This is a genomic window from Opitutus sp. sgz309028, from assembly GCF_059821195.1.
Window position 1 is genome coordinate 1285002 of record NZ_JCAMRR010000001.1, and the last position, 13398, is coordinate 1298399.

Sequence of the window (13398 nt, forward strand, 5' to 3'; positions counted from 1 at the left end):
GGCTGCTCTTTGGCGGTAAATTCCGCAGTCTCTCATTGCGACTCAAACTCTAAATGCCGCTGCAACCGAAAACCATCCTCGCCCGGGCGCGCGCTTGCATTCGCATTGAATCCGACGCCCTGGCCGAGACGGCGAAGAGCCTCGGCGCGGAATTCATCGAGTGCGTGCGCGCCGTCGAAGCGATGATCGCCTCCGGCAACAAACTCATCTTCACCGGCGTCGGCAAATCCGCCCACATCGCGCAGAAGTTGACGGGCACGTTCAACAGCACCGGCGTTTCCTCCTGCTTCCTCGACGCCACCCAGGCCCTGCACGGCGACCTCGGACTCTGCGCCGACGGCGATCTCGCGATCCTGCTGAGCAACAGCGGCCAGACCGAGGAAATCCTCCGGCTCGTGCCGATCCTGAAACGGCAGGGCCTGAAGCTGATCGCGCTCACCAAGCACGCCGACTCCGACCTCGCGAAGAACGCCGACCTCCGCCTGATCTACCGCGCACGCCGCGAGGCCTGTCCGCTGCTGCTCGCCCCCACCGCCAGCACCACGGCCGCGCTCGCGTTGGGCGACGCGCTCGCGATGGTGCTCCTCGAAGCGCGCGGACTCACCCGCGACGACTTCGCCCGCTATCACCCCGCGGGTAATCTCGGGGCGCTGCTCCTCCGCGTGCGCGACATCATGCGCACCGGCGAGCGTCTGCCGATCGCGCCCGAGCACACGCCGACGCAGGACGCGATCCTCGCGATGACGCGCGCCAAATCCGGCAGCATCGCGCTGGTCAGCCCGCGCACCGGCAAGCTCAGCGGCATTCTCACCGACGGCGATTTCCGCCGCGCCGCGCTCACGGGCCCCGACTTTCTCCAGCAACCTGTCTCCCGCTTCATGACCCGCAACCCCAAGGTCATCGCCGAGAACGCGCTCGGCGTCGACGCGCTTCGCTTGTTCGAGACGCATAAGATCGACGACCTCATTGTCATCAACGCGCAGCGCCGCCCCGTCGGACTCGTCGACGGGCAGGATCTCCCGAAGCTGAAAATCGTGTGAAGAGGCCCATCCGCATCGGCATCATCGGAATGGGCGGCTTCGCCGCTTCGCACCACGGGACCGTCGCGCAGCTCGAGGAGCGCGGCGAGGCGAAGCTGGTGTGCACCTGCGATCCGCGGGCGGAGGAGTTCGCCACCCAGCAACAGCTCTGGGGGCTGCCGGCGCGCGGCGTGCAGGTGTTCAGCGATTATCGAGTGATGCTCGAAACCTGCCACGCAGAGCTCGACCTGGTGGTTTCGCCCACGCCCATTCAACTCCACGCCGAAACGCATGCGGCCGCCGCCGCCTTCGGCCTGCCGTCCTATCTCGAAAAACCCGCGACGCTCGATCACCTCGAACTCGAGGCGATGATCGCGACCGATGCGCGGCTGCCGCGGGCGTCGCTGGTGGGATTCAACTTCATCATCGAGCCGGCGCGGCTCGCGTTGAAAGAACGCATCCTCGCAGGCGAGTTCGGCGCCATGCAGGGCGCCACGCTCACGGCGCTGTGGCCGCGGCCGACCAGCTACTTCAATCGCAATTCGTGGGCCGGCCGGCTCATGGTCGACGGCCATATCGTGCTCGACTCGTGTCTCGGCAACGCGCTCGCCCACTTCGTGCACAACCAGCTTTTCTGGGCCGGCCGCGGCGAACTGTTCAGCTGGGCAAAATTGGTGGCGGTGCGCGCCGAACTTTTCCGCGCGCACGCGATCGAGGGGGCCGACACCTTTTTCGTCGAGGCCGATACCGCCTCGGGCGTCACGATGCGCTTCGCGCTATCTCACGCGTGCTCCGGCGGCAGCTCCCAATCCGAAGTCGTGATCTTCGAGAAGGCCACGCTGCGTTACGTCGTCGGGCAGCACGCCGAGGTGCGCTGGATCGACGGCCGCGTCGAGCGCATCGCCCTCGAGCCGTTCGACGGTCTGCGCGAAAACCATCTCGACTACTATCGCTATCTCCGCAGCGAGTCGCCGCGTCCGGCGACCACCCTGGCCGACACCCGCGCGTTCGTCGCCCTCAACGACCTTGCTCATATTTCGAGCAGCGTCATCGCACCCGTTCCGCCCGAGCGCATCAGTCGGGTGCGCGACGAAAAGGAACAGCAGGACTACGTCGACGTCTCCGGCCTCACCGCCGCGCAAGAAGCTTTCGTTTTGCGTGGCACCTGGCCAAGCGTCACGGGCTGGCAGCGTGCGCCCGGCGCGATCGCGACGCTCGCCGACCTCCCGCGCTTTCACGAGGTCGTGCGATCGATGATCGCCAATTAGGCGGGAAACGACCCTCGCCGCGCGAAACTTCAAACCGCGCGCGGGCCCCTGCGGCAGCTTTACTCGCGCGGCGAAATCATGACGCTTCTGCATCATGGCCACCCCGTCGTTCACCTATCAGGATCCCTTTCCGCTCGGCGCCGATGAAACCGAGTATCGCCTCCTGTCGCAGGAGGGCGTCAGCACGACGACGTTCGAAGGAAAGGAGATCTTGAAAGTCGCTCCCGAGGCCCTCGCGTTTCTCGCGCAACAGGCGTTTCACGACTGCTCGTTCATGCTTCGGCCGAAACACCTCCAGCAGGTGGCGGCAATTCTCGACGATCCCGACGCTTCGGAAAACGATCGCTACGTCGCGCTCACGCTCCTGAAAAACGCCGAGATCGCCGCCGAAGGCATCCTGCCGTTCTGCCAGGACACCGGGACCGCGACGATCGTGGCCAAGAAAGGCCAGCAGGTCTGGACCGGCGCCAACGACGCCGAGTGGCTGAGCCGCGGCGTCTACGATTGTTACACCAAGGAGAATCTCCGCTACTCGCAGACCGCGCCGCTCGACCTGTGGAAAGAGGTCAACACCGGCACGAATCTCCCCGCCCAGATCGACCTCTACGCGACCGAGGGCGCGAAATACGAATTTCTCTTCGTCGCCAAAGGCGGCGGCTCCGCGAACAAGACGTTCCTGTTTCAAGAAACCAAGGCGCTGCTCAACCCGAAGAGCTTCGAGAAGTTCGTCGCCGACAAGCTCTCGTATCTCGGCACCGCCGCGTGCCCGCCGTATCACCTCGTGTTTGTGGTCGGCGGCACCAGCGCCGAGGCCTGCCTGAAGACCGTGAAACTCGCGTCCGCGAAATACCTCGACGCGCTGCCGACGACGGGCAACGAGCAAGGCCGGGCGTTTCGCGATCTCGCGATGGAAAAGCAGATCCTGGAGATCGCGCAGAAGAGCGGCATCGGCGCGCAGTTCGGCGGCAAGTATTTCGCGCTCGATGTGCGCGTCGTCCGCCTCCCGCGTCACGGCGCCAGCTGCCCCGTCGGCCTCGGGGTCTCGTGCAGCGCCGACCGCAACATCAAGGGCAAGATCACGAAGGACGGCATCTTCCTCGAGAAGATGGAAACCAATCCCGGACGCTTCATCCCGGCGGCGCAGCGCACGTTGAAGGACGACAACATCGTCAAAATCGACCTCAACCAGCCCATGGAGCAGATCCGCGCCGAGCTCTCGCGCCACCCGGTCACGACCCGCGTGTCGCTCACGGGCCCGATGATCGTTGCGCGCGACATCGCGCATGCGAAATTGAAGGAGCGCGTCGACGCCGGCCAGGGCCTGCCGCAGTATCTCAAGGACCACCCCGTTTACTACGCCGGTCCGGCAAAGACGCCGACGGGTTACGCATCGGGATCGTTCGGCCCGACGACCGCCGGCCGCATGGACAGCTACGTCGACCTCTTCCAGTCGCTGGGCGGCTCGATGGTGATGCTCGCGAAAGGCAATCGGAGCGCACAGGTCACGGCCGCGTGCAGGCAACACGGAGGTTTCTATCTCGGCAGCATCGGCGGTCCCGCTGCGATCCTCGCCAAGGAGAACATCAAGAAGGTCGAGGTGCTCGAGTATCCGGAGCTCGGGATGGAAGCGGTGTGGAAGATCGAAGTGCAGGATTTCCCCGCCTTCATCCTCGTCGATGACAAGGGCAACGACTTCTTCGTGAACGGCTGCGGCGCCTGCGTGCCCACGAAAAAGTAGCGGACACTCCGTCCGTTTTGCCGTTGTCGGGCGGGGTCTCCCGACTCCGCCGCCGTAACGTATCGCCGCGCGCAACGGCAGCGTCAGGAAACACCGCCCGACAAATTCTACATTTCTCCCATCGCCGTCACCACCACGCGACGCGAGTGCGCGGCACGGCGGTGCTCCCAAAGAAAAATTCCCTGCCAGGTCCCGAGCTGCATCGTCCCGTCAGCGAACGGCACGCTTTCGCTGGTGCGCGTCAGCGCCATCTTGATGTGACTCGGCATGTCGTCAGCGCCCTCGAGCGTGTGCTGGAAATGCGGGTCGTTTTCCGGCACGAGCCGGTTCAACCACGCTTCGAGATCGCGCCGCGCCGACGGGTCCGCGTTTTCCATGATCACGAGCGAACAGCTCGTGTGCTGACAAAACACGTGCACGACCCCCACCCGGAATCGTGATTGCGCCACGACATGCGCAACCTCTTCGGTGATCTCATGCAATCCCGACCCGCGCGTGCGGACGGTGAGCGTTTGTTGATGAACAGGCATAAAGGGGAAGAGCGGCAGGCGGACGCGAACGCGCGTCGCCTGTCGCCACGCTAGATCGGAAACGGAGCCAGCCGCAACGGGCGGACCGCCAGCGCGAGAAGATCGCGCTCGTTATCGTCGCCGGCGATGCGGTTCACGTGCACCGCGAAGCAGGTCTTGCACTGGTGCACGAGCAGCCACTCGCCGTCGGGTCGCGCGCTGACCGCGATCGGCTCCATGCTGCCGCCGCAGTTCGCGGCACGGTCGCCTGGCGTTTCGTCGAGATGCACGCTCCAAAGACACCACGGACAATGATTGCGATGCCGGGTGCCCGGCGCATCGAGGGAAAACTCCATGCGACAGTGACGACATTTCAAATACGCCGGACGCGCGGCTGACTCCGCGCGACGCTCGCGTTCGCGAGCAGAATCGGAATGTGACATGTGGGATGCGGAAAACCCCGGCGGGGTCGAAAATCCGCGCCAGCGCGCGGCCGCCTGCACATTGATTCAACTTTCCGGAGAGCGCGGGAACAGCCATTGCCGGGGCACGAATAAGCCCCCGCCGCCCGGCGGCGCCGAATCAACGTGTCCCTCAGACAATCTCTGCTGTCAGCATCATCCGCCACCAGCATGAACCGGCGCCGCGAAGGGTCAACCTCCGCCTGCGACCGGCGAACCGGCGCCCGGCTGCGTCATGCTCAGCGGATCCAGCGCGCGATCGAGCGTCGCCGCATCCAGCAAGCCGCGTTCGAGCACGATCTCGCGCAGCGTCCGTCCGCTCGCGAACGCCTCCTTCGCCACGGCCGCCGCCGCGTCGTATCCGATGTGCGGATTCAACGCCGTCACGAGCATCAGCGAGCGATCGACCAGTTCGCGGCATCGCGCCGCATCGGCCTCCAGGCCTTCGACGCACTTTTCGGCAAACACCTTCGCGCCGTTGGCCAGGCACTGGATCGACTCGTGGAGACAGTGCGCGATCAGCGGCAGCGTGACGTTCAACTCGAAATGTCCGTCGCGCCCACACATCGCCACCGTCTGCGAGAGGCCCTGCGCGTAGAGGCAAACCTGCACGAGCATTTCGCTCATCACCGGGTTGACCTTGCCCGGCATGATCGAAGATCCGGGCTGCGTCGCCGGCAGGCGCAGCTCGCCGAGTCCGGCCCGCGGGCCCGAGCCGAGGAGGCGGATGTCGTTCGCGATCTTCGTCAGGCTGGCGGCGATCGCCGACAGGAGTCCCGCCACCTCCACGCAATCGTCGCGCGCGCCCTGCGCTTCAAAATGATTCGCCGCTTCGCGGAAACGCAGTCCCGTCTCCTCGCTCAAATGCCGGCAAACGCACGCCGCGAACTCCGGATGACAATTGATGCCGGTGCCGACGGCGGTGCCGCCGATGGCCAGTTCCGCCAGCGCGGCGGTCGCACGCCGCGCGCGCTCGACCGACTTCCGCGCCTGCGCGGCGTAACCCGAAAACTCCTGGCCGAGCGTGAGCGGCGTCGCATCCATCAGATGCGTGCGGCCGATCTTCACGATGTCCGCGAAGGAGGTGGCTTTCTTTTCGAGGGCGTCCGCCAGTTTTTCCAGCGCGGGCACCAGCGCACGATCGAGGGCCATCGCGACGCTCACGTGGAGCGTGGTCGGGATCACGTCATTCGACGACTGGCCAAGGTTGACGTCGTCGTTCGGGTGCAGCGGCTTTTTCGCGCCGATCGGCAGTCCGGACAGCTCGCTGGCGCGATTCGCGATCACCTCGTTGGCGTTCATGTTCGACGAGGTCGCGGAGCCGGTTTGGAAGACGTCGATCGGAAAGTGCGTGCTCAGCTTTCCGTCCGCGATCTCGCGCGCGACCGACTGGATCAGCCGGCTTTTTTCCGCCGGCAACAGACCGAGTTCCTCGTTGGCCCTCGCGCAGGCGAGCTTCACCAAGCCGAGACCGCGGATGAAGTTTTCCGGCAGCGGCCGGAAACTGATCGGGAAGTTCAACACCGCCCGTTGCGTGGAAGCGCCGTAAAGCGCGCTTTCCGGCACGAGCATTTCGCCCATCGAGTCTTTTTCCGTGCGCATCGCGGCAGCAGCTTAACGCTTCCCGGCGAAAAGCAAAACGGCGACTCGTTCACGCGAGCCCAAAGAAAAAGGCGGCCGACGGCCGCCTCGAAAGAGCTGCAATTGTCGCAACGCGGCGACCTGCGTCAGAAACGAATCGCCACGCGATCGCCCTTCACGCCGATACGGCTGATCGAGTCGTAGAGCCGTTCTTCGGTCAGGTGACGGGCCGCGCGATCGTTGGGCTCCAGCATCACGTCGCTCGTGGTGGCCATGGCCGGAAGAGCCGTTGCCAGCAATCGCGAACGCCGCGTCTCGCCTGGCGCCGCGACTTGGGTGAGCGGATCGCGCACCGGTTCGCGAACTTCCGTGCGGCGGACCATCGCGCCGAAAAGCTGTTTCATCAAACCCGGATCGTCCGCCTGCGCCGCGGCAAGATTGGCCGCAATGTAGCGGGCGGAAGGCGACGGCTCAGCGGGCTCGGCGTGCTCCTCCTCCAGGGGCACCGCATGCGACGACGCTCCGGGCGCGATCGTCGCGGCGAGTTCGACCGGCGCCGCCAATTCGGCGATCTGCTTCGCGCTCGGCGCGGCCGACGCGGGCGCCAGCTCGGCGCGGTGTTGCGTCAGGGCGGTGGCACCCACCGCCAGCGCGGGCATCGCAATGTCCGGCAGCGTCGCTGGTCGCGCAGCCGGCGTCTGGGTTTCCCTCAGCGTAATCAGGGAAAGCGCCAGAATCGCGGCGGCCCCGACGGGAAGTTGATAATTCGAAAGCCGCGCACCCACGCGGATAAAGGGAGCCCACCACGGGCGCGGCGTCACGATGGCGGCGAGTTGTTTGGCCCGCAATTCGCGGTCGAACTCGGCCCAGAACTCCGCGGGCGGCCGCTCAGCCCGCTTTACCTTCAGCAAATCTTCCAGCGAAACCGTCTGCTTCTTCTGATTCATCGACGAATATAGGGCTGAAGCTCGGATTGGAGGAGCTGTTTCGCGTAGTGCAGCCGGGAGCGAACCGTGCCAACCGAGCACTCCATCACTTCTGCAATTTCCTGATGACTGAGGCCATCGATCTCAAAAAGCGTAATCACGGTTCTGTGCTTGATAGACAGTTTTTGCATCGCCTCGTTCAATTTTTCCTGGAGCTCCCGGGCGAACGTCTCCCGATCGGCGCCCGTCGCATCCGTCAAAGCGGCTATGACTTCCGCCGACACCCGGTCCTCCTCGTCGATTTTTTCGAAGCTGAAGAACGTCCGCAAACGGCTCTTGCGCAGGTGGGAAAGCGTGGAATTGACCGCGATCCGATAAAGCCAGGTGAAGAACGACGATTGCCCTTGGAATCGGTTCACCGACTGGAAGGCCTTGATGAAGGCGTCCTGCGTCAGATCGGCGGCATCCTCGCGATTCGAGGTCAGATGATAAACCACGCCGTAGACGCGTTCGCGGTATTTCATGACCAGCTGATCGAAGGCGGCGACGTCCCCAGCCTGGACTTTGCGCACGACGGCCATGTCGGAGTCCGCCTCTTGCTGGCGGTCCGGCGAAGCGACAAGCGTCTTCCCGAGGGTTTTGGCCGCATCCATGGTCAACAAAGGAAATCGCGAACGCCGTGACGGCGCAAATGGAAACTCCCTAGGAAGCGTTCTCCTTGCCCATTTTAACGGTTTCTTCCGCTCCGCCCGGAACCGCGTGCGGACGCAGGCTGGCGATCTGTCCCTCAAGCACGTCGCAAAGCCCCCGCAGCAGCGGCGTCGGCGGTTCGTCCGGCCAGGCCTGCAAACGGCTTAGCGCCGCGGAAATCTCGGTTTTCACGGCCTCCCTGACCGCACCGAACACGCCAAGTTCGTTCATCTGCGCAAGGCGTCGTGCGAGCTGCGGAGGACGTTCCCCGAGGATCTCGTGGGTCAGGCTCTGGCGTTCCGGTGCCGGGAGGCGATCCATCAGCACCAGCAGCGGCAGGGTCAGTTTCCCGCTCGCCAGATCCGTGCCCAGCGTCTTGCCGATGCGCTTTTCCTCGCCGAAGAAATCCGCCAAGTCGTCGTAGATCTGATAAGCGACGCCGAGGTGGCGTCCGAAATGCGTGACCGCCTCGACGTAATCCGGCGCGGCCCCGGACAACCGGGCGCCGAGAAAGCAGGAGACGCGAAACAGCTCCGCCGTCTTCAAGTCGATGATCCGCCGGTAGTCGGCGAGGGTCACATTCGTCGAGCCGCGCCGGAGCGTCTGCACGATTTCGCCGGCGCAGACCTTGCGCATCGATTCCGAAACGGCCGCACATACCTCGGTGGTGGGAAACTGAGTGGCCAGGTGCACCGCATGCGCGAACAGGGCATCGCCCAGCAGCACCGCCGGCGTCAGCCCGTATTCGCGTCCCGCCGTGCTGCGATTTCGCCGGACCTCCGCGTCGTCCATGATATCGTCGTGCACGAGCGTTGCGAGATGGACGAGCTCCACCACGCCCGCGACCCGCACGAGGTCGGGCGAAACGACCTGCTGCCCCCGCCAGCCGCTGAGAAACACGAGCGCCGGGCGGATGCGTTTGCCGGACGTGTCGATGCAATAATCCGCCATGCTGCGGATCTCGGGCTCGAACGCGGCGACCTGCGCGCGCAGGAACTCGTCCAGCGCTGCCATTTGCGGTGCGAGCAGGCCGAAAACGCCGGCGAAAGCGTGGCCATTGCGGGGAGAAGTGTCGACCGGGCGCCCGTTCATACTGGCCGAAACGCTACGAACCGTCGCGGAAATGGCTAATCAATACTGGCGCGGCCGGTCAGACATATAAGCCGGGCGTGCGCGGAGATGAGCGGGGTTGCTTTCTGCGTGTTCGCCCGCCGCAATCGGCCCACCCCATGGCGAACAATCCTCTTCTGTTGCTGCTGCTTGGCGCGGCCGGGCTGTATTTCGGCAAGCTCTGGCTCGACGATGCCCGCGCTGCGCGCGCGGGTCGCGCGAATCCCCGCGCGCTGCCGGGCGCGACCTTCGCCTCCGGCCGCGCGATCGCGTATGCCTGCGCCGGCGCGATCGCGATCCTGATCGCGGAAACGCTGGGCGAACACCACCTGGGCCTTTCAGACGAACAGTCGACGATCACCGGGTTGTTCGCGCTTTATACGCTCACCGCCGCGGTCATCGAGGAGATCATCTTCCGCGGATATCTGGTGATCGACGGTCGCGGCCCGGCCCTGCGCTGGGTGGGCATCGTGGGGGCGTCCGCGCTTTTCGCGCTGCTGCACCCGTTTCTCTGGCAGTGGGACGACGCCGGCTTCGCGCTCACGCTGACACGCAAGGGCGCTTTCAGCACCGCGATCGTTTTCGCGACCTCGCTCTGGTTGTATTACGCGCGGTTCGCCGCGTGGAATCCAACGCATTCCCTCCTACCCTGCATCGCCGCTCACGCCGCGAAAAACGCCGGCGTGATCGCCATCAAGGCCGCCACGGGTTTCGTGCACGGCCTGTGGTGAAATCGTGCCGGTGATCCGGCCCGAGCCTGATCAAAATGCAGGATTCACGACGACCTGAGTCGTCACGTCCACGCCTTCCTGAACGAGGCGAGACTTGTCCACTTGCGCGCTGAGCAACGTGCCGGCGGAGGTGGTCCCATTGACAAATTTCAATCTAGAGATGCCCGACACCTGCACGGGCCGCCCATTGGCCTGCCACAAATCGCCGCCGGTCACCCGCACATCGGCGGCCGTGCCGACGAGGATAACCGGATCTGCCGATCCCGCCGCGTTGATGTCACCCACATACACGGGCCCGCTGAACGTCACCCCGGGCGCGCAGATGCCGGCGAACCCGGTCGACGCGACATAGTTGGCGTTCGCCGTGCGGATACCGCCAAACTTACCGCTCGGGCTGAGGATCGCGAGGTAGGCGATGTCCGCCACGCCGTCGTAGTCGATGTTGCTCTTGATCAAGCTCTGATTCCCCGCCGTGACTTTTCCGACGGTGAACACCGACACGTTGGTAGTTTCGTCCGCGCCAGTGACCACCAACCGGGCGTGACCTTTCATATAGCCGACGCCGGGCTGATTGTAGTTGAGCGCCGCCATCGGACCCGCGGCATTCTCCAGCGTAATTGCCAGGCGTCCCGCTCCCGAGAACTCGACCTGCACGATGTCGTTGCTCAAATCGAGGAACGAGATGCGCGTCACCTGACCGGGATCGGCGGCCACACTGGCGGTTACACCCTGCAGCAGCACCTGATCGTAAGTGCGTCCGCTCGACGCGAGGTAAATGTCGGATCCGACTTCAGCGGCGAGACCGGACACTTTGTTCGCCGCCCCCGCCTCGAGCGCGGGCGCTCCGGTGAAAGATCCGCCATTGCCGCCGCTCAACGAGCCGGTGAGCAATCGCGTGACCGGGTCGGCTTTGCCGGTGAATCGATTGCCGCGCGTGCTCGCAAAATTGAAGCTGCCAGCGGCATCGACCTTGCCGGAACCGGCGTCGCTGAACGCGCCGTCGGAAACGTAAACCATGATCGAGCCGTCGGCGCCGACGAGGGCGTCCACCGAGCTCGAGGCACGGCCGGACAAACCCCCTTTGAAATAACCAGACGCCACCGGAACCGTCGTCGGAAAGTAGCGCGTGTCCATGCCGATGAACGTGAGCCGTCCCGCGTCAAACGTGCCGCTCGTGCCGGTCTGGCCCGAGCCACCGGACACCAACACGCGACCGGCGCCATCCGTCAGGGCGAAGCCACCGGCAACATCCACCGCAATATCCGCATAGCGATAGGCCATCGCGACGCCCGACTGCGTCGAATACGCCAGCAACGTCGCGCGATCGTCCGAACCGGAGATCACCGCAAAATTTCCCGCCTCCCCCGCACCTTGATATGTGCCGGTGAAGACCGCATCGCCCGCGCCTTCGGAGGCGATCACCATCGTCGGAGCCGAGGTCGTCTGATTCCCGCTGGCGTTCAGCGCCCGCGCGCTGATGGTATAGACGCCGGGAGTCGCCGGCGACCAGGAGGTGGTAAACGGATACGTCTTCACCGCCGCCCCCAGCGGATCGCCATTCACGAAGAACTGCACGCTGGCGACCGACACCAGATCGGTCGCGGTCGCTCGGAGGGTCTGCGACGAGCCGACGCCGATCGTGAGGCCATTCTGCGGGGAGGAAATTTTCACCAGCGGCGGATTCGGCGCGGGATCAATCACCGAGACGCGCAACGGCGCGCTGGTCACGACATTGCCATCGCTATCCGTCGCTTTGGCCGTGAGCGCATACGCGCCGAGACTGCCCGGCGTCCAAGTTGCGCTGTAGGGATATTTCTGCGTGCTGCCGATCGCTGTGTTGTTGGCGAAGAACTGGACCGACACGATATTGCCGTCCTCATCGTTCGCAAACGCCGTCACGAGCACGGGTTTGTTCACTGCCAGCTGGGTGTCCGCCGCGGGCCAGTTGACGTCCACGGTCGGAGGTTCGCCGATCGTGGTGTTGCCGCCGCCACCTTCCGTGACGGTGACGACCACATTGCTGGAAGTTCCGGCGATGCCGCCGGTGTTGGTCGCGACGGCATTGATGACGGAGGGCTTCGGATTGCCGTCGGCGTCGAGTTTGCGCGTGATCGTCGCGGTGACCGAGTAAATGTTGCCGGAGGAGGGCGTAGTGGCCATGCCGGCGAAAGTGCCGTCCACGAAGAATTGCACGGAGGCGATACCGAGCGGGTTGCCGGCGGCATCGACGTTGCTATCCGTCGCAATTGCGCTGAGCACCGTCGGCACGCCACCGCCGATCGTCCCGTTGTTGGAGGGACTCACCACGCCGATAGACGGCGGCGCCGCGATCAGGACCGCGGCCAGCGACGAAGCAATGACATTGTTTTTGTCGTCAGAAGCGAGCGCCACAATCCGGTAGGTTCCAACGACGGTCGGCGTCCAGTTGAACTTGTAGGGAAACGTAGTCTTCGTGTCGAACAACACGCCGTCGATATAGAGCTCCACCTTGCCAATCAGTCCGGTCGGGCTGGTCGCATCGACGGTGATCGGAATCGGTGCCGGCTCCGCGGTGCTCGTCGCCACCGGGATGGCAATGACCGCCGCGTCACTGGGCGAGCTGATCGCAACCTTGGGCAGCGGCGTGATCGCCTGGACGACCTTCAATTGAACCGCAGGACTAATGGAGCCGACGTTCCCCTCGTTGTCCGTAGCTCGCGCGGTGATCTGATGGAGGCTGCCCGCACCGCCAGGAACTTTGTAGATGAACGAATACGGAATCGTGGAGTCGGACCCGACCGACTGGCCGTTGTCGAAAAACTCGATGTTTTTGATGAAGCCACCCGCGACCGCGGCGTCCGCTTTGAGCACCACGGACGAACCATCTGGAACCAGCGTGTTGGTGATCGGGCTGTTGATCACCGTGCCGGTCACAAAAAAGCGGATCGGAAGCGAGGTCGCGGTATTGGAACCATCGGTGGCGGTGACCGTCAGAAAATAGGAGCCAGGCTGCGGCGGAGTCCACTGCACCACGGCTAGATTCGGCGGTGCTACCGGGCTGCTAGTTCTCCCGATGTTAATGCCGTTTACGAAAAAGGAATACGTGTAACTGCTATTAAGATACGTCCCAGTCGCGAAAGCGGCGATGTTGATCGTCTGCCCATTGTCCCCGAACGATTCGGTGACAACATCGGGTTCAAACGTTGTGCCACCGGTAAATACCGTGCCGTAGGGGATGGCGGGCGCCCCTGAACTATCGACCACACCACCGACATTGATCCGCTGGATCGCAACCGACAGGACGGGCTGCTGCTGTGCCCGCGCGGAGAAAAGCAAGGCGAGCCCGAGCGTCGCGGTGAAAAAAGCTGTGTATCTCAGGTTCATGG

General features: G+C 64.4%; 11 protein-coding genes. 4 read left to right on the forward strand and 7 right to left on the reverse strand.

What is annotated here, in order from left to right:
- Positions 1 to 53 precede the first annotated feature (53 nt).
- The 3 genes from AC6RV7_RS04955 (at position 54) to AC6RV7_RS04965 (ending at position 4025) form a co-directional block, all read left to right on the forward strand.
- Positions 54 to 1040: a KpsF/GutQ family sugar-phosphate isomerase gene (locus tag AC6RV7_RS04955; RefSeq protein ID WP_500092797.1), complete on the forward strand. Its 987-nt coding sequence runs from the start codon at positions 54 to 56 to the stop codon at positions 1038 to 1040.
- Positions 1037 to 2287, forward strand: a complete 1251-nt coding sequence (locus AC6RV7_RS04960) for a Gfo/Idh/MocA family protein (protein WP_500092798.1) — start codon at positions 1037 to 1039, stop codon at positions 2285 to 2287. Before AC6RV7_RS04955 ends, AC6RV7_RS04960 begins: the two co-directional genes overlap by 4 nt.
- Positions 2288 to 2381: 94 nt before the next feature.
- Positions 2382 to 4025: a fumarate hydratase gene (locus AC6RV7_RS04965; RefSeq protein WP_500092799.1), complete on the forward strand. Its 1644-nt coding sequence runs from the start codon at positions 2382 to 2384 to the stop codon at positions 4023 to 4025.
- Positions 4026 to 4132: 107 nt separating this feature from the next.
- Here AC6RV7_RS04965 and AC6RV7_RS04970 read toward each other — a convergent pair whose 3' ends face one another.
- From AC6RV7_RS04970 to AC6RV7_RS04995, 6 genes are all read right to left on the reverse strand, one after another.
- Positions 4133 to 4555, reverse strand: coding sequence for a secondary thiamine-phosphate synthase enzyme YjbQ (locus AC6RV7_RS04970; RefSeq protein WP_500092800.1), 423 nt, complete (start codon positions 4553 to 4555; stop codon positions 4133 to 4135).
- 50 nt (positions 4556 to 4605) lie between these two features.
- The gene (locus AC6RV7_RS04975) at positions 4606 to 4977 is read right to left on the reverse strand and encodes an RNHCP domain-containing protein (RefSeq protein ID WP_500092801.1); all 372 of its coding nucleotides are present in this window, start codon (positions 4975 to 4977) and stop codon (positions 4606 to 4608) included.
- A 210-nt stretch (positions 4978 to 5187) separates the two neighbouring features.
- The gene (locus tag AC6RV7_RS04980; RefSeq protein WP_500092802.1) at positions 5188 to 6597 is read right to left on the reverse strand and encodes a class II fumarate hydratase; all 1410 of its coding nucleotides are present in this window, start codon (positions 6595 to 6597) and stop codon (positions 5188 to 5190) included.
- Positions 6598 to 6722: 125 nt separating this feature from the next.
- Complete coding sequence (locus AC6RV7_RS04985) at positions 6723 to 7523, reverse strand: hypothetical protein (RefSeq protein WP_500092803.1); 801 nt, start codon at positions 7521 to 7523, stop codon at positions 6723 to 6725.
- Complete coding sequence (locus AC6RV7_RS04990) at positions 7520 to 8155, reverse strand: sigma-70 family RNA polymerase sigma factor (RefSeq protein ID WP_500092804.1); 636 nt, start codon at positions 8153 to 8155, stop codon at positions 7520 to 7522. Before AC6RV7_RS04990 ends, AC6RV7_RS04985 begins: the two co-directional genes overlap by 4 nt.
- Positions 8156 to 8204: 49 nt before the next feature.
- Positions 8205 to 9284 (reverse strand): polyprenyl synthetase family protein, encoded by a 1080-nt coding sequence (locus AC6RV7_RS04995; protein ID WP_500092805.1) that lies wholly within the window; start codon positions 9282 to 9284, stop codon positions 8205 to 8207.
- Between the two features lie 137 nt (positions 9285 to 9421).
- On the opposite strand from AC6RV7_RS04995, the gene AC6RV7_RS05000 reads away from it, so the two are divergent.
- Entirely contained in the window at positions 9422 to 10033 is a 612-nt protein-coding gene (locus AC6RV7_RS05000) for a CPBP family glutamic-type intramembrane protease (protein ID WP_500092806.1), read from the forward strand.
- 30 nt (positions 10034 to 10063) lie between these two features.
- Here the strand turns inward: AC6RV7_RS05000 and AC6RV7_RS05005 are convergent, their stop codons facing one another.
- Positions 10064 to 13396, reverse strand: coding sequence for an Ig-like domain-containing protein (locus AC6RV7_RS05005; RefSeq protein ID WP_500092807.1), 3333 nt, complete (start codon positions 13394 to 13396; stop codon positions 10064 to 10066).
- Between the last annotated feature and the right edge of the window lie 2 nt (positions 13397 to 13398).

Bases quoted from the DNA above. Each gene is read 5' to 3' on its own strand.
- AC6RV7_RS04965 (WP_500092799.1), top strand. From the start codon at position 2,382: ATGGCCACCCCGTCGTTCACCTATCAGGATCCCTTTCCGCTCGGCGCC.
- AC6RV7_RS04995 (WP_500092805.1), bottom strand. From the start codon at position 9,284: ATGAACGGGCGCCCGGTCGACACTTCTCCCCGCAATGGCCACGCTTTC.
- AC6RV7_RS05000 (WP_500092806.1), top strand. From the start codon at position 9,422: ATGGCGAACAATCCTCTTCTGTTGCTGCTGCTTGGCGCGGCCGGGCTG.
- AC6RV7_RS04990 (WP_500092804.1), bottom strand. From the start codon at position 8,155: ATGGATGCGGCCAAAACCCTCGGGAAGACGCTTGTCGCTTCGCCGGAC.
- AC6RV7_RS04970 (WP_500092800.1), bottom strand. From the start codon at position 4,555: ATGCCTGTTCATCAACAAACGCTCACCGTCCGCACGCGCGGGTCGGGA.
- AC6RV7_RS05005 (WP_500092807.1), bottom strand. From the start codon at position 13,396: ATGAACCTGAGATACACAGCTTTTTTCACCGCGACGCTCGGGCTCGCC.
- AC6RV7_RS04975 (WP_500092801.1), bottom strand. From the start codon at position 4,977: ATGTCACATTCCGATTCTGCTCGCGAACGCGAGCGTCGCGCGGAGTCA.
- AC6RV7_RS04955 (WP_500092797.1), top strand. From the start codon at position 54: ATGCCGCTGCAACCGAAAACCATCCTCGCCCGGGCGCGCGCTTGCATT.
- AC6RV7_RS04985 (WP_500092803.1), bottom strand. From the start codon at position 7,523: ATGAATCAGAAGAAGCAGACGGTTTCGCTGGAAGATTTGCTGAAGGTA.
- AC6RV7_RS04980 (WP_500092802.1), bottom strand. From the start codon at position 6,597: ATGCGCACGGAAAAAGACTCGATGGGCGAAATGCTCGTGCCGGAAAGC.